The 18,038-nt window shown below is 72.6% G+C and carries 16 protein-coding genes; all 16 read right to left on the bottom strand.

The annotated features are described in order from the left end of the window. Positions 1-47: 47 nt before the first annotated feature. The 16 genes from ACFQ58_RS09215 to pyrR are packed head-to-tail and all read right to left on the bottom strand — an operon-like array spanning position 48 to position 17,933. Positions 48-311 (bottom strand): phosphoribosyl-ATP diphosphatase, encoded by a 264-nt coding sequence (locus ACFQ58_RS09215; protein ID WP_376950775.1) that lies wholly within the window; start codon positions 309-311, stop codon positions 48-50. Between the two features lie 9 nt (positions 312-320). Next, positions 321-989 carry a ribulose-phosphate 3-epimerase gene (gene rpe, locus ACFQ58_RS09220; RefSeq protein ID WP_376950776.1) on the bottom strand — a complete coding sequence of 223 codons (669 nt, stop codon included), beginning with the start codon at positions 987-989 and terminating at the stop codon, positions 321-323. A 41-nt stretch (positions 990-1,030) separates the two neighbouring features. Continuing rightward, complete coding sequence (locus ACFQ58_RS09225; protein WP_376950777.1) at positions 1,031-2,494, bottom strand: RsmB/NOP family class I SAM-dependent RNA methyltransferase; 1,464 nt, start codon at positions 2,492-2,494, stop codon at positions 1,031-1,033. Next, positions 2,491-3,432 carry a methionyl-tRNA formyltransferase gene (gene fmt, locus ACFQ58_RS09230; protein WP_376950778.1) on the bottom strand — a complete coding sequence of 314 codons (942 nt, stop codon included), beginning with the start codon at positions 3,430-3,432 and terminating at the stop codon, positions 2,491-2,493. The genes ACFQ58_RS09225 and fmt overlap by 4 nt, the downstream gene beginning before the upstream one ends. A 20-nt stretch (positions 3,433-3,452) precedes the next feature. Then, positions 3,453-5,408 carry a primosomal protein N' gene (locus tag ACFQ58_RS09235; RefSeq protein WP_376950779.1) on the bottom strand — a complete coding sequence of 652 codons (1,956 nt, stop codon included), beginning with the start codon at positions 5,406-5,408 and terminating at the stop codon, positions 3,453-3,455. 1 nt (position 5,409) lies between these two features. Then, the gene (gene metK, locus ACFQ58_RS09240) at positions 5,410-6,603 is read right to left on the bottom strand and encodes a methionine adenosyltransferase (protein ID WP_376950780.1); all 1,194 of its coding nucleotides are present in this window, start codon (positions 6,601-6,603) and stop codon (positions 5,410-5,412) included. A gap of 16 nt (positions 6,604-6,619) precedes the next feature. Further along, on the bottom strand, positions 6,620-7,930 hold the full coding sequence (locus tag ACFQ58_RS09245) for a bifunctional phosphopantothenoylcysteine decarboxylase/phosphopantothenate synthase (protein WP_376950781.1): 1,311 nt from the start codon (positions 7,928-7,930) through the stop codon (positions 6,620-6,622). Between the two features lie 13 nt (positions 7,931-7,943). Then, the gene (gene rpoZ, locus ACFQ58_RS09250) at positions 7,944-8,201 is read right to left on the bottom strand and encodes a DNA-directed RNA polymerase subunit omega (protein WP_092669843.1); all 258 of its coding nucleotides are present in this window, start codon (positions 8,199-8,201) and stop codon (positions 7,944-7,946) included. After that, positions 8,194-9,180, bottom strand: coding sequence for a guanylate kinase (gene gmk / locus ACFQ58_RS09255; protein ID WP_376950782.1), 987 nt, complete (start codon positions 9,178-9,180; stop codon positions 8,194-8,196). Before gmk ends, rpoZ begins: the two co-directional genes overlap by 8 nt. Then, the gene (gene pyrF, locus ACFQ58_RS09260; protein WP_376950783.1) at positions 9,173-10,051 is read right to left on the bottom strand and encodes an orotidine-5'-phosphate decarboxylase; all 879 of its coding nucleotides are present in this window, start codon (positions 10,049-10,051) and stop codon (positions 9,173-9,175) included. The genes gmk and pyrF overlap by 8 nt, the downstream gene beginning before the upstream one ends. Beyond that, positions 10,048-13,341, bottom strand: a complete 3,294-nt coding sequence (gene carB, locus ACFQ58_RS09265) for a carbamoyl-phosphate synthase large subunit (protein WP_376950784.1) — start codon at positions 13,339-13,341, stop codon at positions 10,048-10,050. Before carB ends, pyrF begins: the two co-directional genes overlap by 4 nt. Next, entirely contained in the window at positions 13,341-14,552 is a 1,212-nt protein-coding gene (gene carA / locus ACFQ58_RS09270) for a glutamine-hydrolyzing carbamoyl-phosphate synthase small subunit (RefSeq protein ID WP_376950785.1), read from the bottom strand. The genes carB and carA overlap by 1 nt, the downstream gene beginning before the upstream one ends. Continuing rightward, positions 14,545-15,111 carry a hypothetical protein gene (locus tag ACFQ58_RS09275; protein WP_376950786.1) on the bottom strand — a complete coding sequence of 189 codons (567 nt, stop codon included), beginning with the start codon at positions 15,109-15,111 and terminating at the stop codon, positions 14,545-14,547. The genes carA and ACFQ58_RS09275 overlap by 8 nt, the downstream gene beginning before the upstream one ends. Continuing rightward, a complete protein-coding gene (locus ACFQ58_RS09280; protein ID WP_376950787.1) occupies positions 15,104-16,447 on the bottom strand; it encodes a dihydroorotase in 1,344 nt (447 codons plus the stop codon). Before ACFQ58_RS09280 ends, ACFQ58_RS09275 begins: the two co-directional genes overlap by 8 nt. Next, the gene (locus ACFQ58_RS09285) at positions 16,444-17,397 is read right to left on the bottom strand and encodes an aspartate carbamoyltransferase catalytic subunit (protein WP_376950788.1); all 954 of its coding nucleotides are present in this window, start codon (positions 17,395-17,397) and stop codon (positions 16,444-16,446) included. Before ACFQ58_RS09285 ends, ACFQ58_RS09280 begins: the two co-directional genes overlap by 4 nt. Then, positions 17,394-17,933: a bifunctional pyr operon transcriptional regulator/uracil phosphoribosyltransferase PyrR gene (pyrR, locus tag ACFQ58_RS09290; RefSeq protein WP_376951116.1), complete on the bottom strand. Its 540-nt coding sequence runs from the start codon at positions 17,931-17,933 to the stop codon at positions 17,394-17,396. Before pyrR ends, ACFQ58_RS09285 begins: the two co-directional genes overlap by 4 nt. Between the last annotated feature and the right edge of the window lie 105 nt (positions 17,934-18,038).

An 18,038-nucleotide genomic window follows, 5' to 3' on the forward strand; every position in this document is an offset into this window, starting at 1 on the left:
TCCCTGGCTTTCGTGTCGACGGAACTGGTCTGCGGTCATGGGCGCGATCACAGATGTCGGTACACGTCGGCCGGGGTCAGTCCCTTCGCGAGCATGAGGACCTGGAGGTGGTAGAGCAGCTGCGAGATCTCCTCGGCCGTCTCGGCGTCGCCCTGGTATTCGGCGGCCATCCACACCTCGGCCGCCTCCTCGACGATCTTCTTGCCGATGGCGTGGACGCCGGCATCGAGCTGCCGGACGGTGCCGCTGCCCTCGGGGCGAGTACGGGCCTTGTCCTCGAGCTCGACGAAGAGGTCGTCGAAGGATTTCACCCGACCAGCCTACCGATGCGCGTGCGGGTGCGACGCCACGGCGTCGCGCAGCAGCTCGATCTGCTCCTCGGGCACGCCGCGGAACACGGCCGAACCGGCGACGAACGTGTTCGCCCCGGCCTCTGCGGCGATGCCGATCGTGTCGATGGAGATGCCGCCGTCGACCTGGAGCCAGACATCGAGCCCCGCATCGGCGACCGCGTCGGCCACGCGGCGCAGCTTCGGCATCGTCTCGGGCATGAACGACTGCCCGCCGAAGCCCGGTTCGACGGTCATCACGAGCACCTGGTCGAACTCGGGCAGCACGTCGAGGAACGGGTCGACCGGCGTCCCGGGCTTCAGCGCGATGCCCGCGCGTGCGCCGATCTCGCGGAGGCGGCGCGCGAGGGCGATCGGGTCGCGTGCGGCCTCGACGTGGAACGTCACGGAGGCCGCGCCGGCCTCGGCGTACCCCGGCGCCCAGCGGTCGGGGTCGTCGATCATGAGGTGGATGTCGAGCGGGATCGGCGCGACCTCCTGCAGGCGCTCGACCATCGGCAGCCCGAACGTGAGGTTCGGCACGAAGTGGTTGTCCATGATGTCGACGTGCACGAGGTCGGCGCTCGAGATGCGCCCGAGCTCGCGCTCGAGGTTCGCGAAGTCGGCCGCGAGGATGCTCGGATTGATGCGCATGGGCATGGGGTCGAGCCTACCGGCGGGCCGGTTGCGGATGACGCGGCTCAACGCCGTCGCACGAGCGCGATGAACATGGCGTCGGTGCCGTGCCGGTGCGGCCAGAGCTGCACGGTGCGGCCGTCACCGGCGAGGTCGAGCGGATGGCGCGACAGCCCCTGCACGATGGACGCCGTGTCGAGCTGCTCGGCCTCGACTCCCCAGCGCTCGAGGGCTCGGCCGAGCGTGCCGTGCGTCTCTGCCGCGTGCGGCGAGCACGTGACGTAGGCGAGGACGCCGCCGGGCGCCAACGCGCGGAACGCGGCATCCGCCAGCTCGCCCTGCAGCGCGGTGAGCTCGGGGACGTCGGCGGGCGACTTGCGCCAGCGCGCCTCGGGCCGGCGCCGCAGCGCCCCGAGCCCGGTGCAGGGCGCGTCGAGCAGGATGCGATCGAATCCGCCGGGCGCGCCGAGTTCGGCCGGGTCGAGGTCGCGGCCGTCGCCCTCGCGGACCCGCACGTCGAGCGGCACGGGGGCGACGGCGCGTCGCACCAGCTCGGCACGCGCCGCGACCACCTCATTGGCGACGAGCGTCGCGCCGCCCGCGAGCGCCTCGGCCGCCAACAGCGCGGTCTTGCCCCCCGGGCCTGCACAGAGGTCGAGCCAGCGTTCGCCCTCGCGCACCGGCACGGATCGGCTGAGCGCCAGTGCGGCGAGCTGCGACCCCTCGTCCTGCACCCGCACGCGGCCCTCGTGCCGCTCCACGACGCGGAGCGGCTGATCGGCGGACAGTCCGACCGGCGAGTAGCGGTCGGGCTCGCCGAGCTCCGCCGCGCCGTCCACCAGTCCGGGCAGCGCGACGAGGTTCACGTGGGGCGACGCGTTGTCGGCCTCGAGCAGGGCGACGAGCTCGTCGCCGCGACCCTCGCGATCGAGCGCCCCGCGGAGCGCTCGGACGACCCAGAGCGGATGCGAGTGCACGGCCGCGAGCGCCTGATCGGGCGAGCCGGCCTCGGCGGCGACGAGCTCGCGCCATCCGTCGGCCTCGCGGCGCGACACGGTGCGGAGCACCGCGTTGACGAAGCCGGCGGCCTTGGGGGCGACGCGGCGCGCGAGCGCCACCGACTCGTTGACCGCGGCGTGCGTGGCGACGCGCGTGGCGAGCAGTTGGTGGGCGCCGAGGCGGAGCACGTCGAGCACGGCCGGGTCGATCGCGTCGACCGGGCGGCCGGCGGCGAGCGCGATCACCGCGTCGTAGTAGCCCAGCCGCCGGAGCGTGCCGTAGGTCAGCTCGGTCGCGAGCGCGGCGTCGGCGTCGGACAGGCCGGCACGGCGGATACGCGCCGGCAGGAGGAGGTTGGCGTACGCGTCGGACTCGCGGACGGCCTCGATCACGTCGTACGCGACGAGTCGCGCACGCGAGATCGCGTCCTGCCGGGCAGCGGTGCCGCGGCCGCGCGGACCACCGCCTCGCACTCCGTCGCGACGCCCGCCGTCTCGACGCCCGTCGTCTCGTCGTCCGCCGTCGTTCATCGGGCCTCCGCCCGCTCGACGCCGAGCCCGCGCCACCAGTCGGCGGCGGCCATCGCGGTGCGACCGGCCGGCTGGACGCGCCGCAGTTCGATGGCACCGTCGCGGGTGCCGGCCAGCACGCGGCGGCCGACCAGGCGGAGCTCGCCGGGCGCGAGCGCCGGATCGTCGGCGCTCGGCGACGCATGGGCCGGCGCTGCCTCGAGCACCTTCACGCGCACGCCGTCGACCTCGGTGAACGCGCCCGGCTCGGGCGTCACGCCGCGATAGCGCGCGTCGACCTCGGCCGAGGGTCGCTGCCAGTCGAGTCGCGCGTCCTCGATCGAGAGCTTCGGCGCGAACGTCGGCTCGCCGTCCTGCGCCACGGCGACCACGCGGCCGTCGGCGATCCCGTCGACGACCTCGGCGACCAGGTCGGCCCCGGATGCCGCGAGCGACTCGAGCGCGAGTCCGGCCGTCTCCCCCGGCGCGACGGGCCTGGTGCGCATCGCGTAGACGTCGCCGGCGTCGAGCTCGGGGACGAGGCGGAAGACGCTCGCACCGAGTTCGGCGTCGCCCGCGATGAGGGCGTGCTGCACGGGCGCGGCGCCACGCCATGCCGGCAGCGCCGAGAAGTGGAGGTTGATCCATCCGTGCCGGGGCGTCGAGAGGAGCGGGTCGCGCACGAGCCCGCCGTACGCGACGATCACGCCGAGGTCGGGGCGCAGTGCGGCGATCCGCTCGGTCGCCTCGGCGTCGAGCCGGCGCGCGTCGATGACGGGGATCCCGAGCCGTTCGGCAGCCTGCGCGACCGGGGACGGCGTGAGCACGCGCTTGCGGCCCAGCGGCGCCGGCGGCCTGGTCACGACGCCGACGACCTCGTGCGGCGATTCGGCGAGTCGGTCGAGGGTGGGCACGGCGGCGGCGGGCGTTCCCGCGAACACGATCCGGAGCTGGGGCACCACCCCATCATCCCAGCCGGTCACGGCAGGTCGGGATCGTCCATGCGCACGCGGAGGGTCGGCGGGCGCCCCGGTCGACGCCCCGCCACGGGTCGGCGACGCTCGGTCGCGGCACGGATCGCCTCGGCCTTCAGTTGAACGGCGACCTCGGTACCCTGCGCGTACCCGAACCGGACCACCGCCCGCTCGAGCCCGTCGTCGATCGGTGCAGGCCCGAGCACGTCGACGCCGTCGACGACGCCCAGGCGCTCGAGGGCCTCGGCCAGCCGCTCGCGGCCCGACACGACCGACGCCATCCGCACGGCCGGCGGGAAGCGCAGCGCTCGCCGGGTCGCGAGCTCCTCGGCGGCCCATACCGGCTGTGTCCAGGTGGCGAGCGCGGTGCCGATCGCCCCGCCGACGCCCACGAGGTACACGGGGGCGCCCGCGGCCGCGAGGGCCGCCGCGTTGGACCACCAGCGCAGGCAGTCCTCGGCCACGCGCAGCGACTCGCGCAGCAGCATCCGCTCGCCGTCGAGCAGGAGTACCGCGCGGTACCCGCCGTCGGCGATCGGCTCGGCGCCGCGTGTCGCGACGACGAGCTTCGGCTCGGCGTCGACGCGCACGAGCGGTCGCTCGCCGTCGGAGACGACGACGCGCGAACGCGGGAAGGCCCGTCCGAGCTCCTCGGCCGTGCGGCTCGCACCGACGACCGCGGCGCGCAACCGCGTGCCCTCGCAGACACGGCACCGCCATCCGTTCGCGGTCGTGCCGCACAGCACGCACGCGGCGGGCCCGCCCGCGCGCGGAACGGCCAGTGCGCCGCCGCACATGGTGCACCGCGCAGGTTCGCGGCACCGGTCGCACACGAGCATGGGGGCGTGGCCGGGGCGCGCCACCTGCACGAGCACCGGACCGCTCGCGATGGCCTCCTGTGCCTCGCGCCACGCAGCGGTCGGGATGCGCGCACCGCCGCTCTCGGGCGCCGGCTGCTGCTCGCTCAGGACGACGCGCGGACGAGTGCCCCGCCGGAGCGGCACGTCATGCACCCAGCCGACCTCGACCAGCCGCTGCACGTCGACGCTGCGCGTGTGGGCGATGAAGACGAGGGCCGCCCCGCTCTGCTCCTGCCGGATGAGCGCCGCGTCGCGGGCATGCACGCCGGGCGCGAGCGGCTCGGACTGCAACCCGTCGCCGTCGTCGAACAGCGCGATCAGGCCGAGCCGGGCGGCCGGGGCGTATACCGTCGAACGGTTGCCGATGACGATGCGCGCGGCCTCGCCGGTGGCGTCGAGGAAGGCGCGATAGCGCTCGGGGCCGGACTGCCGCGCGTCGGTGCGGATCACCCTGCGCGGGTCGACGAGGGCCGCGAGGGCGGCCTCGAGCTGCTCCTGGTCGCGGTAGTCGGGGACGGCGATGATCGAGGAACGGTCGTGCGCGAGCACCCGGGTCGCGGCCTCGGCGAGCGTCACGGCCCACGCGCCGACCCAGGCGCCCGAGGGGAGCTGCACCGTGCGGGCGTCGGCGGTCAGCGCCATCCGCTCGCCCTCGGCCAGGCCCTGCTCGACCCGCCCCGGCTCGTACCCCTCGATGGTCGGTGAGGCGCCGGGGCGCGCGCCGGGGTCGCCCGGATCGGCACGCCAGGCCTTCTCGGCGCGCACGTACCGGCCCGGAACGGCCAAGCGCAGGATGTCGCTCGCGTTGCCGGCCGCGCGATCGGCCGCGGCCCGGGCGAGTCGCCACACCTCGGGCATCAGCACCGGAACGTCGGTCACGACGTCGTGGACCTCGCTCAGCTCACCGCGGAACTCCGAGCGCTCGGCGAGCTCGACCACCCAGGCGTCGGCGATGCGGCCGCCGGTCCGGAGCGGCACGCGCACGCGCACGCCCGCAGACACGACGTCGGCGAGCCGTTCCGGGACTCGATAGTCGAGCAGCTGGTCGAGCTGCGGCAGCGGCGAGTCGACGAGGACCCTCGCCACCGGCCCGGCGGCCACGTCAGAGCCCGGCGGCAGCGCGGAGGTCGTCGACGCGGTCGAGCCGCTCCCACGTGAAGGCCGGCAGCTCACGGCCGAAGTGGCCGTAGGTCGCCGTGTCGGCGTAGATGGGCCGGAGGAGGTCGAGATCGCGGATGATCGCGGCCGGGCGCAGGTCGAACACGTCGCGGATCGCGCCGATGATGCGATCTTCGGGCAGGTGCGCGGTGCCGAACGTCTCGACGTAGAGCCCGACCGGGGCCGCGGCGCCGATCGCGTACGCGACCTGCAGCTCGAGCCGGTCGGCCAGGCCCGCGGCGACCGCGTTCTTCGCGACCCAGCGCATCGCGTAGGCCGCCGAGCGGTCGACCTTCGACGGATCCTTGCCGCTGAAGGCGCCGCCGCCGTGCCGGCTCGCCCCGCCGTAGGTGTCGATGATGATCTTGCGGCCGGTGAGCCCGGCGTCGCCCTGCGGGCCGCCGATCTCGAAGCGCCCGGTCGGGTTGATGAGCACCTTGAGGTCGTGACGCGACAGTTCGACGGTGTCGAGCACCGGGCGGATGACGAGCTCTTCGACCTCGGCGCGCAGCTGCTCGGTCGAGACGCTCGGGGCGTGCTGCGTGGAGAGCACGACGGTCTCGATCGTGCGGGCGGTCTGCCCCTCGTAGCCGACCGTCACCTGCGTCTTGCCGTCGGGACGCAGGTAGTCGAGCTCGCCGTCCTTGCGGACCCGGGCGAGCCGTTCGGCGAGGCGGTGCGCGAGCCAGATCGGCACCGGCATGAGTTCGGGCGTCTCACGGACCGCATAGCCGAACATGATGCCCTGGTCGCCCGCGCCCTGGCGATCGAGCTCGTCGATGCTCGCCCCCTCGCGCGACTCGTACGCGTGGTCGACGCCCTGCGCGATGTCGGGCGACTGCCCGCCGATCGAGACGGAGACCCCGCACGAGCGGCCGTCGAACCAGACGTCGGACGAGTCGTAGCCGATCGAGGTGATGCGATCGCGCACGATCGCCGGGATCTCGACGTACCCCGAGGTCGACACCTCACCGGCCACGTGCACGAGCCCGGTCGTCACGAGGGTCTCGACCGCGACGCGCGCCTGCGGGTCGACGGCGAGCAGCGCATCGAGGATCGCGTCGGAGACCTGGTCGCAGATCTTGTCGGGATGCCCCTCGGTGACGGACTCGGAGGTGAACTGGCGCAGTGCGCTCATGCGGGATGGGTTTCCTTCATCGTGGGGTCGGGGGCGTCGTGGATTCGGGGGCGTCGCCCTCGGCGAGCCGGGCGGCGACGACGTCGAGGATGCCGTGCGCCACCGACATCTTCGTTCCGGATGCCTCCGCGACGACCTCGTCGGAGGCGTCGATGATGCTCACGGCGTTCTCGTCCGCCGCGAAGCCCCGCGTCCAGCCGACCCGGTTGACCACGAGGAGGTCGGCGCCCTTCGCCCGGCGCTTCGCGCGGCCGAGTTCGAGCAGGCGCTCCGGGTCTGCCTCGGTCTCGGCGGCGAACCCGACGAGCAGCGTGCCGTCGTGCGAGGTCGCGCCCAGCCCGGCGAGGATGTCGGGGTTGCGAACCAGTTCCAGGGTCATGTGGTCGCGGCCGTCGACCTTCTTGATCTTGGCCTCGCTCACGGTCGCCGGGCGGTAGTCGGCGACCGCCGCGGCCATCACGACGACATCGGCACCGGCGAGGGCCTCGGTCATCGCGTCGCGCAGTTCGAGTGCCGTCGACACGGCGCGCACGCGGCATCCGCTCGGATCGGCGACCTCGAGGTTCGCGGCGACGAGCGTGACGTCGGCGCCGCGTGCGGCGGCGGCCTCGGCGATCGCGACGCCCTGCTTGCCACTCGAGCGGTTGCCGAGGAAGCGCACGGGGTCGAGCGGCTCGCGCGTGCCGCCCGCGGACACCACGATCCGGCGGCCCGCGAGGTCGTGCGCAGGCTCGGGGCCGGCGCCGTCGGGGATCGTGCCGGACACCACGCCGGGCGCGTCCGCGTCGAGCCCGTGACGACGGGCGACCTCGAGTGCCGCCGCGACGATCACGTCGGGCTCCTCGAGCCGACCCGGCCCGATGTCGGTGCCGGTGAGCTGACCCTCCGCGGGTCCGACGATCGTGATACCGCGCTCGCGCAGCGTCGCGACGTTGGCCTGCGTCGCCGGGTTCCGCCACATCTCGGTGTGCATCGCGGGCGCGACGACGACGGGCGCCTCGCTCGCGAGGACGGTGTTGCCGAGCAGGTCGTCGGCCAGGCCCGCGGCGAGCTTCGCGATGCTGTTCGCCGTCGCCGGCGCGATCACGATGAGGTCGGCGGCCTGGCCGATCGCGACATGGCGCACCTCGGCGACGCCCTCGAAGAGGTCGGTGTGCACCGGGTTGCGCGAGATCGCCTCGAGCGTGGGCAGGCCGACGAACCGGAGCGCCGACTCGGTCGGCACGACGTGCACGTCATGGCCGGCGAGCACGAGGGAACGCACGACCGACACGGCCTTGTACGCCGCGATGCCGCCGGTGATGCCGACGACGATGTTCAGCGCCATGCGCGCCTGCCGGCTACTCGCCGATCGGGCGGAGGCGCAGCTTGTCCTCGTTCACCTCGTGGAGCGCGACCGAGAGGGGCTTGTCGTCGATCGACGAGTCGACGAGCGGTCCGACGTTGTCGAACAGGCTGCCCTCGTGCAGGTCGGCGTAGTAGTCGTTGATCTGTCGCGCCCGCTTGGACGCGAAGATGACCAACTGGTACTTCGAGTCGACCTTCGAGAGCAGGTCGTCGATGGGCGGGTCGATGATGCCGGACAGCTTCTCAGCCATGCAGGGACTCCTTCGAGTGAGGCGCATCTGTGATGCGCGGAAGATCGTGGCGCGGGGCAGGCTGACGCCGACCCCGGCGAGGCCGCATCAAGTCTACGACCTTTTGCGCGGCCTCGCGGACCTCGTGGTTGACGACCTGGTGGTCGAACTCCTCGACGGCTGCCAGTTCGACCTTCGCGGTCTCGAGTCGTCGCTGCTGTTCGGCGGCGCTCTCGGTGCCGCGTCCGACCAGCCGGCGGACGAGCTCATCCCACGTCGGCGGCAGCAGGAACACCAGCGTCGCCTCGGGCATCGCACGGCGCACCGAACGCGCGCCCTGGATGTCGATCTCGAGGAGCACGCTGCTGCCCGCCGCGATCGCCTGCTCGACCGCGCGGCGCGGAGTGCCGTAGCGATGCGCGTTGTGCACGGTGGCCCACTCGAGCAGCTCGCCGGAGTCGACCATGCGATCGAACTCGTCGTCGGAGACGAAGAAGTAGTGCTCGCCCTCGACCTCGCCGGGGCGCGGCGCGCGCGTCGTCGCCGACACGGAGAGCTTCACGTCGGGATGGTGCTCGCGGATGTACCCGGCGACCGTGCCCTTGCCGACGGCGGTCGGGCCGGCGAGGACCACGAGCCGGTCTCCCGTGCCGCCGTGGTCGGCGACCCAGTCGGCGACGTACTCGCGCAGCCGGCGGCGCTGCAGCCGGCCGAGTCCGCCGAGTCGCTTGGAGTTCGCGATCTGGAGTTCGTCCATGATGCGGACGCACTTGGTCTGCCCGATGGCCGGGATCGAGGTGAGGAACTCGGTCACGCGCAGACGGCCCTCGACGCCCTCGGGCTCCTCGTAGGACGCGCGGAGCACGTCGAGCGGACTGCGCCCGCCGGTCGCGATGTCGTGCTTCACGGCGGCGCGGGCCCGGCGGGCGGCCACGGCGGCGCGCGACGCGGCGACGCGGTCGACCTCGGGCGGGGCGGATGTCGCGGTGCGCTCAGACACGGGCGGCTCCGATCTCGTCGGCACGGCGCACGATCGCCTCGGCGAGTCCGTCGGGACCCTCGCCGAGCAGCGAGCGCGACTCGCTCACGATGACCCCGGCCGCGAGCGATCCGTAGATGGCGTCGAGGTCGCGCACGTCGGCGCCCTGGTGGCCGAACCCCGGCGCGAGCACCGGCAGGGTCGGCGCGATCGGGTCGGCCGACGTGTCGATGCCGGATGCCGCGAGGTCGACCGTCGCGCCCAGCACGACGCCGATCGAGCCCAGCGGCCGGTCGGCCGCGTCGTCGCGTGCGGCGTTCCACGCCGCCACGCCGGCGCAGATCGCGCCCGCGACGGTGTCGCCTTCACGACTCGACTGCTGCAGGACGGCACGCTGGATGGCGGCCGCCTCGGGGTTCGACGTCGCCGACAGGACGAACAGGCCCTTGCCCGCGGCATCCGCCCGGCGCATGACCGACTCGATCGAACCGAGGCCCTGGTAGGCGCTGATCGTCATGGCGTCGGACTCGAGCGTTGAGCCGGGCCGCAGCCACGCCTCGCCGTACGCGTCGACGCTCGTGCCGATGTCGCCGCGCTTGACGTCGGCGATCACGAGCATGCCCGCGTCGCGCGCCTCGGCGAGCACGCGCTCGAGCGCGACGTACCCCGCCGCGCCGTGACGCTCGTAGAAGGCGACTTGCGGCTTCACGAGACCGGCGCGACCGGCGGCGGCGCCGACGACCCTGAGCCCGAACTCGCGCGCGCCCTCGGCGGAATCGTCGAGGCCCCAGCGGTCGAGCAGCGCCGCGTGCGGGTCGATGCCGACGCAGAGGCGACCCCACGCGGTAAACGCCGCATGGAGCCGCTCGCCGAACGAGGCGGCGCCGTTCACGCGACCACCCCGACCGCACGCCGCTCGGCGTACTCCTGCAGGCTCGTCACCTCGAAGCCGCCCTTCACGGCATCGAGCGCCGCGACCGCTGCCGAGAGCTCGGCGATCGTGGTGAACAGCGGGATGTCGGCGGCGACCGCCGCAGCGCGGATCTCGTAGCCGTCGGCGCGTGCCGACCGGCCGCTGGGCGTGTTGACGACCACGTCGATCTCGCCGCGGTGGATGAGCTCGACGACCGACACCGCGTCGTCGCCGTGCTTCTCGCTGAACTTGAGCACCGTGCCGGCCTCGATGCCGTGGCGGCGGAGCACCTCGGAGGTGCCCTCGGTGGCGACAAGGTCGTAGCCGAGCTGCTGGAGGCGCAGCACGGGCAGCACGATCGCCCGCTTGTCGCGGTCGGAGACGGACACGAACACGCGACCCGAGACCGGCATGCCGCCGTACGCGGCCAGCTGGCTCTTCGCGAACGCGGTCGGGAAGTCGCGGTCGATGCCCATGACCTCACCCGTCGAGCGCATCTCGGGCCCGAGCACCGAGTCGACCATGATGCCCTCGCGCGTGCGGAAGCGGTGGAACGGCAGCACGGCCTCCTTCACGGCGACCGGCGCGTCGAGCGGCACGCGCGACCCGTCGACCTCGGGCAGGAGGCCGTCGGCGACGAGGTCGCGGACCGACGTGCCCACCATGATGCGCGAGGCCGCCTTCGCGAGCGGGATGCCGAGCGCCTTCGAGACGAACGGCACCGTGCGGCTCGCCCGCGGGTTCGCCTCGAGCACGTAGAGCACCCCGGCGCCGATCGCGAACTGCACGTTGAGCAGGCCCCGCACGCCGATGCCCTCGGCGATCGCGCGGGTCGCCTCGCGCACGCGGTCGATCTCGGCGCGGCCGAGCGTCACGGGCGGCAGGGTGCAGCTCGAGTCGCCCGAGTGGATGCCGGCCTCCTCGATGTGCTCCATGACGCCGCCGACGTAGAGCTCGGTGCCGTCGTAGAGCGCGTCGACGTCGATCTCGATGGCGTCGTCGAGGAACCGGTCGACGAGCAGCGGATGGCTCGGACCGACGATGCCCTGCCCCTCGATGCGGGCGAAGTAGTCGGCGAGCGAGGCCGTGTCGTACACGATCTCCATGCCCCGACCGCCGAGCACGTAGCTCGGGCGCACGAGCACCGGATAGCCGATCTGCTCGGCGACGTGCACCGCACCCGCCAGGTCGATCGCCGTCCCGTTCCGCGGCGCGAGCAGGCCCGCGCGCTCGAGGATGCCGGCGAAGAGGCCGCGCTCCTCGGCCAGGTCGATCGCCTCGGGGCTCGTGCCGAGGATCGGGACCCCGGCCGCCTCGAGGCCCTTGGCCAGGCCGAGGGCGGTCTGGCCGCCGAGCTGCACGACGACGCCGACGAGCTCACCCGACTGCGACTCGGCGTGGATGACCTCGAGCACGTCCTCGAGCGTGAGCGGCTCGAAGTAGAGCCGGTCGCTCGTGTCGTAGTCGGTCGAGACGGTCTCGGGGTTGCAGTTGATCATGATGGTCTCGAACCCGGCGTCGGACAGGGCGAACGACGCGTGGACGCACGAATAGTCGAACTCGACGCCCTGGCCGATGCGGTTCGGCCCCGAGCCGAGGATCACGACCTTGCGCCGCTCGCTCGGCACGACCTCGGTCTCGAGGTCGTAGCTCGAGTAGTGGTACGGCGTGAGCGCCGGGAACTCCCCCGCGCACGTGTCGACGGTCTTGAACACCGGTCGGATGCCGAGGATGTGCCGCACCTCGCGCACGTCGGCCTCGCCGAACCCGCGGAGCTGTCCGATCTGCGCGTCGGAGAAGCCGTGGTCCTTCGCGAGCAGCATGGTGTCGGTGTCGAGGGCCGGCGCGGCCGCGACCTGGTCGGCGACCTCGTTGATCAGGGCGATCTGGTCGAGGAACCACGGGTCGATCTTCGTGGCCTCGAACGCCTGCTCGATCGTGGCGCCCTTGCGGAGCGCCTGCTGCACGAGCACGATCCGGCCGTCGGTCGGCACCGTGGACGCCTCGAGCAACTCGTCGACCGAACGCGGCTCGTCCTCCCAGTGGAAGCTCGACCCGCGCTTCTCGAGCGAGCGCAGCGCCTTCTGCAGCGCGGTCGTGAAGTTGCGGCCGATCGCCATGGCCTCGCCGACGGACTTCATCGTGGTGGTGAGCGTCGGGTCCGCGGCAGGGAACTTCTCGAACGCGAACCGCGGCACCTTCACGACGATGTAGTCGAGCGTCGGCTCGAAGGAGGCCGGCGTGACCTTGGTGATGTCGTTCGGGATCTCGTCGAGCCGGTAGCCGATCGCGAGCTTCGCGGCGATCTTCGCGATCGGGAAGCCCGTCGCCTTCGACGCGAGCGCCGACGAGCGCGAGACGCGCGGGTTCATCTCGATGACGATGATGCGCCCGTCGACCGGGTCGACGGCGAACTGGATGTTGCACCCGCCCGTGTCGACGCCCACGGCGCGGATGATGTCGATGCCGATGTCGCGGAGCTTCTGGTACTCGCGGTCGGTGAGCGTGAGCGCCGGTGCCACCGTGATCGAGTCGCCGGTGTGCACGCCGACCGGGTCGACGTTCTCGATCGAGCACACGACGACGGTGTTGTCGTGCGTGTCGCGCATGAGCTCGAGCTCGTACTCCTTCCAGCCGAGGATCGACTCCTCGAGGAGCACCTCGGTGGTGGGCGAGTCGTGCAGGCCCTGCGTCACGATGCGGACGAGGTCCTCCTCGGTGTACGCGAAGCCCGAGCCGAGCCCGCCCATCGTGAACGACGGGCGGACGACGAGCGGGTAGCCGAGGTCCTCGGCGAACTCCTTGGCCTGCTCGAGGGTCGTCGCGACATGCGAGCGGGCGACTTCCGCACCGGCCTCGATCACGAGGTCCTTGAACAGCTGCCGGTCCTCGCCCTTGCGGATCGCGTCGACCTTCGCGCCGATGAGCTCGACGCCGTGCTTGTCGAGGATGCCCGCGTCGTGCAGGGCGATCGCCGCATTCAGCGCGGTCTGTCCGCCCAGCGTGGGCAGCACGGCATCCGGCTTCTCCTTGACGATGATCGACTCGATCACCTCGGGGGTGATCGGCTCGACATAGGTCGCGTCGGCGAAGTCGGGGTCGGTCATGATCGTCGCCGGGTTGGGGTTGACCAGGATGACGCGCACGCCCTCGGCGCGGAGGACACGGCAGGCCTGCGTGCCCGAGTAGTCGAACTCGGCGGCCTGGCCGATGACGATGGGTCCCGATCCGATGACGAGGACGGAGTTGATGTCGTCGCGCTTGGGCATTACTCGCCGGCCTCCTGGCTGTCGTCGGTGGTCTTGCTCGCGATGACCATGTCGCGGAAGCGGTCGAAGAGGTAGTTGGCGTCGTGCGGTCCGGCCGCCGACTCGGGGTGGTACTGCACCGAGAACGCCGGGATGTCGAGGCAGTTCAGGCCCTCCACGACGTCGTCGTTCAGGCCGACGTGGCTGACCTCGACGCGACCGAAGCCCTCGGCCGAGTCGCTGATCCGGTCGGTCGGCGCGGCCACCGCGAACCCGTGGTTGTGGGCGGTGATCTCGACGCGTCCGGTCTCGCGGTCGAGCACCGGCTGGTTGATGCCGCGGTGGCCGAACGGGAGCTTGTAGGTCTCGAAGCCGAGCGCGCGCCCGAGCAGCTGGTTGCCGAAGCAGATGCCGAAGTACGGGACGCCCTCGCGCAGTGCCGTGCGGAGCAGCTCGACGTGGCGGTCGGATGCGCCGGGGTCGCCGGGGCCGTTCGAGAAGAACAGCGCGTCGGGTCGAAGCGCCAGGACGTCCTCGGCGGTCACGGTCTGCGGCAGCACGTGCACATCGAAGCCGCGCTCCGCGAGGTACTTCAGCGTGGAGGTCTTCACGCCGAGGTCGAGCACCGCCACGGAACCCACGCGCTCGCCGACGGCGTCGAGTGAGTACAGCTCGTCGGTCGAGACCGCACCCGAGAGGTTCCGGCCGGCCATCTGCTCGCCGCCCTGCACGAGCTCGAGCTGCTCGCCGGCCGACATCCAGGCGTCCTCGCCCGAGAACACGCCTGCGCGCATGGCGCCGAGCGAACGGATGTGGCGCGTGACCGCACGCGTGTCGAGGCGGCTGATGCCGACGATCCCGGCCTCGGCGAGGTCGTCGTCGAGGCTGCGCTGGGAACGGAAATTGGAGACGACGCGCGAGGGGTCGCGCACCACGAAGCCCGCGACCCAGATCTTCGAGGACTCCATGTCGTCGTCGTTCATGCCGGTGTTGCCGATGTGCGGCGCGGTCATGAGCACGATCTGCCCCGCGTACGACGGGTCGGTGAGCGTCTCCTGGTAGCCGGTCATGCCCGTCGCGAAGACGGCCTCGCCGAACGTGCGGCCGCGCGCGCCGTACGCGCGCCCCTCGTATCTCGTGCCGTCCTCGAGGACCAGTACCGCGCGGTCGAGATCGACGGCCACGGGCACGGCACCGGTGTCGGCGGGGATCGGGTTCGGGGTCTCAGTCATCCGAGGCCTCGCTTTCTGCAGTCTCTGCGGCCGGCCGCACCTCGGCGGGCGCGGCGGCGATGTCGTTCAGGGCGGCGACGAGCCGGGCAGGATCGCCCGGATAGCGGCACCGCAGGTAGCTGTCGACCCGGGTCGGCGTCTCGGGCTCCGACCGGTCGTCGACGATCCAGGTGAGGGCGACGAGGCCCTCGGGCTCGACTCCCCGGTCGATCGCGTAGGTCGCGGTCCCGGCGCCCACGAGCCGGTCGGCCGGGATGTAGCTCGGCTGCTCGCCCGCGATGCGCAGCAGCACGCCCTCGGCGTGCACCTCGACTCGGGCCGAGCCGCGGAAGGCGAGACCCTCGACCGCGAGCCGCTCGAGCGGCTCGGACTCGGGAGTCGTCGCGACGTAGAGCGCCTCGACCTCGAGCACCGGAGTACCGAGCCCCGCGGGCGCGTCGTACGCCCCGAGTGTCTCGTCGCGCACGGTGCGCCGACGCCATGAGCGCGCCATCAGCAGTCCCGCCATGCCGATCAGCACGACGGCGGCGACGGTTCCGACGATCCAGCCGCTAGCCACGCGACACCTCTTCCGCGGGGCGCACGAGGCCATCGAGCACGGTGGGCACGCCGCGGTGGAACGTCGCCACGACGCGGCCGGGCAGCACTCGGCCGAGGTAGGGCGAGTTCACGCTCCGGCCCGCGAGGCGGTCGGTGCCGAACTCGGCCGACGCGGCGGGGTCGATGAGGGTGAGCTCCGCGCCGGAGCCGGCCGCGATGGGCTCGCCATGGCCGGAGATGCGGCCGATCCGCGCCGGAGTCGACGACAGGACGCGTGCGACATCGGCCCACCCCATGAGGCCCGTGTCGACCATGGCGTGCTGCACGACCGACACCGCGGACTCGAGCCCGACCATGCCGTTGGCGGCGGCGTCCCACTCGCCTTCCTTCGCCTCTACCGGATGCGGGGCGTGGTCGGTGGCGACGATGTCGATCGTGCCATCGGCCAGCGCGGCGCGCAGGGCCTCGACGTCCTCCTGCCGGCGCAGTGGCGGGTTGACCTTGTAGCGCGGGTCGTAGCCCGCACGGTGCCCTCCACCGTCGCCGCGTCCGGCGACCAGGTCCTCGGTCAGCAGCAGGTGGTGCGGCGTGACCTCGGCGGTCACGTCGATGCCCCGCGCTTTCGCCCAGCGGATCACCTCGACCGAGCCGGCGGTCGAGACGTGGCAGACGTGCAGCCGCGAGCCGACGTGCTCGGCCAGGAGCACGTCGCGCGCGATGATCGACTCCTCGGCGACCGCGGGCCATCCGGCCAGGCCGAGCTCACCCGAGAGGGCGCCCTCGTTCATCTGGGCACCCTGGGTGAGGCGCGGCTCCTGCGCGTGTTGGGCGATGACGCCGTCGAACGCCTTCACGTACTCGAGCGCGCGCCGCATGAGCAGCGGGTCGAAGACGCAGAACCCGTCGTCGCTGAAGACGCGGACACGCGCCCGCGAGGCGGCCATCGCGCCGAGCTCGGCGAGCTGCTCGCCCTTGAGCCCGACGGTGACGGCGCCGATCGGCTGGACGGTCGCGTAGCCGGCGGCCTCGCCGAGCGAGAGCTCCTGCTCGACGACGCCCGCGGTGTCGGCGACGGGGAAGGTGTTGGCCATCGCGAACACCGCGGTGAAGCCACCGGCCGCGGCGGCCTGCGTTCCGGTGAGCACGGTCTCGCTCTGCTCGTACCCGGGTTCGCGCAGGTGCGTGTGCAGGTCGACCAGGCCGGGTAGGGCGACGAGCCCGTCGGCGTCGATCACCGTGGCGCCGGCGGCATCCGTCACCGACCCGACGTCGGCGATGCGGCCGCCCTGCACGAGGATGTCGGCACGCTCGCCGGAGGGCAGCGCGGCGCCCCGGATGAGGAACGCGTCGCTCATCGGGCCTCACCCCGCTCGCCGGACAGCAGCAGATAGAGGGCGGCCATTCTCACTGATACTCCGTTCGCAACCTGCTCGCGCACCGTGGACTGCGACGAGTCGGCGGCGCGGGCGGCGATCTCGAGCCCGCGGTTCATCGGGCCGGGATGCATGACCATGGTAGTCGCGGGCAACCGCGCGAACCGCGCGTCGTCGAGACCCCACGTGCGGGCGTACTCCCGGCTGTTCGGGAAGAACGCCCCCTGCATCCGCTCCGCCTGGATGCGGAGCATCATGACCACGTCGGGCTGCGCGGCGAGCGCCCGGTCGAGGTCGTAGTCGACGTGCGCGGGCCACCCCGACACGTCGACCGGCACGAGCGTGGGCGGGGCGACGAGGGTCACCTCGGCGCCGAGCGTCTCGAGCAGCCACACGTTCGACCTGGCGACGCGCGAGTGCAGGATGTCGCCGACGATCACCACGCGCGCGCCGTCGAGGTCGCGACCGCGCGAGGCGGTCCCATGCAGGCGGCGCCGCATCGTGAACGCATCGAGGAGCGCCTGCGTGGGGTGCTCGTGCGTGCCGTCGCCGGCGTTGACGACGCCCGCGTCGATCCATCCGCTCGTCGCCAAGGTCGACGGCGCGCCCGACGAGGGGTGCCGGATGACGACCCCGTCGGCGCCCATGGCCTGGAGGGTCTGCGCGGTGTCCTTGAGGCTCTCGCCCTTGGAGACGCTCGAGCCCTTCGCGCTGAAGTTGATGACGTCGGCCGAGAGCCGCTTGGCGGCGGCCTCGAACGAGATGCGCGTGCGCGTGGAGTCCTCGAAGAAGAGGTTCACGACCGTGCGGCCGCGGAGCGTCGGCAGCTTCTTGACCTCGCGCTCCTGGACTGCGGCCATGTCCTCGGCGACGTCGAGCAGGCCGATGGCCTCGTCGCGTGCGAGGTCGCGTGTACTGAGCAGGTGCCTCACGCGTCGCCTCCCTCGATCGTCACGGCGTCGTCGCCGTCGACCTCGGCGAGCCGCACGTTGATGCGCTCGCGCGTCGAGCTCGGCAGGTTCTTGCCGACGTAATCGGCACGGATGGGGAACTCGCGGTGGCCGCGGTCGACGAGCACGGCCAGGCGCACGGCCCGCGCGCGGCCGAGGTCGGCCAGCGCGTCGAGGGCGGCACGGATGGTGCGCCCGGAGTAGAGCACGTCGTCGACGAGCACCACGACACGGCCGTCGATGCCGTCGCCCGGAACCTGCGTGGGGTGCGTGGCTCGCACCGGGTTGCGGCCCAGGTCGTCGCGGTACATCGTCACGTCGAGGGCGCCCGCGGGCACCGGGACGCCGGCGATCCGGGCGACGATGCGGGCGAGTCGATCGGCCAGCACCACGCCGCGCGTGGGAATGCCGAGGAGGACGAGATCGTCGGCGCCGCGATTGGCTTCGAGGATCTCATGGGCGATGCGGGTCAAGGCCCGCTCGAGGTCGGCCTGCTGGAGCACGGTGCGCACAGCGATGCAGACTCCCTTCTCCGCCTCACGGGACGGACTTCAAGGTTGTCGGTCGATCGATCCTACCAGCGGTGGTGCGGTGAGACGGATGCCGCTGCTCGCGTCGGCGGG

Source organism: Agromyces sp. NPDC056523 (genome assembly GCF_042794545.1).
Taxonomy (GTDB): Bacteria; Actinomycetota; Actinomycetes; order Actinomycetales; family Microbacteriaceae; genus Agromyces.

Coding starts and splice junctions, on each gene's coding strand:
- ACFQ58_RS09225 (WP_376950777.1), bottom strand. CDS start 2,494: ATGAACGACGGCGGACGACGAGACGACGGGCGTCGAGACGGCGGGCGT.
- rpe (WP_376950776.1), bottom strand. CDS start 989: ATGCCCATGCGCATCAATCCGAGCATCCTCGCGGCCGACTTCGCGAAC.
- metK (WP_376950780.1), bottom strand. CDS start 6,603: ATGAGCGCACTGCGCCAGTTCACCTCCGAGTCCGTCACCGAGGGGCAT.
- rpoZ (WP_092669843.1), bottom strand. CDS start 8,201: ATGGCTGAGAAGCTGTCCGGCATCATCGACCCGCCCATCGACGACCTG.
- ACFQ58_RS09280 (WP_376950787.1), bottom strand. CDS start 16,447: ATGAGCGACGCGTTCCTCATCCGGGGCGCCGCGCTGCCCTCCGGCGAG.
- ACFQ58_RS09245 (WP_376950781.1), bottom strand. CDS start 7,930: ATGGCGCTGAACATCGTCGTCGGCATCACCGGCGGCATCGCGGCGTAC.
- carA (WP_376950785.1), bottom strand. CDS start 14,552: ATGACTGAGACCCCGAACCCGATCCCCGCCGACACCGGTGCCGTGCCC.
- carB (WP_376950784.1), bottom strand. CDS start 13,341: ATGCCCAAGCGCGACGACATCAACTCCGTCCTCGTCATCGGATCGGGA.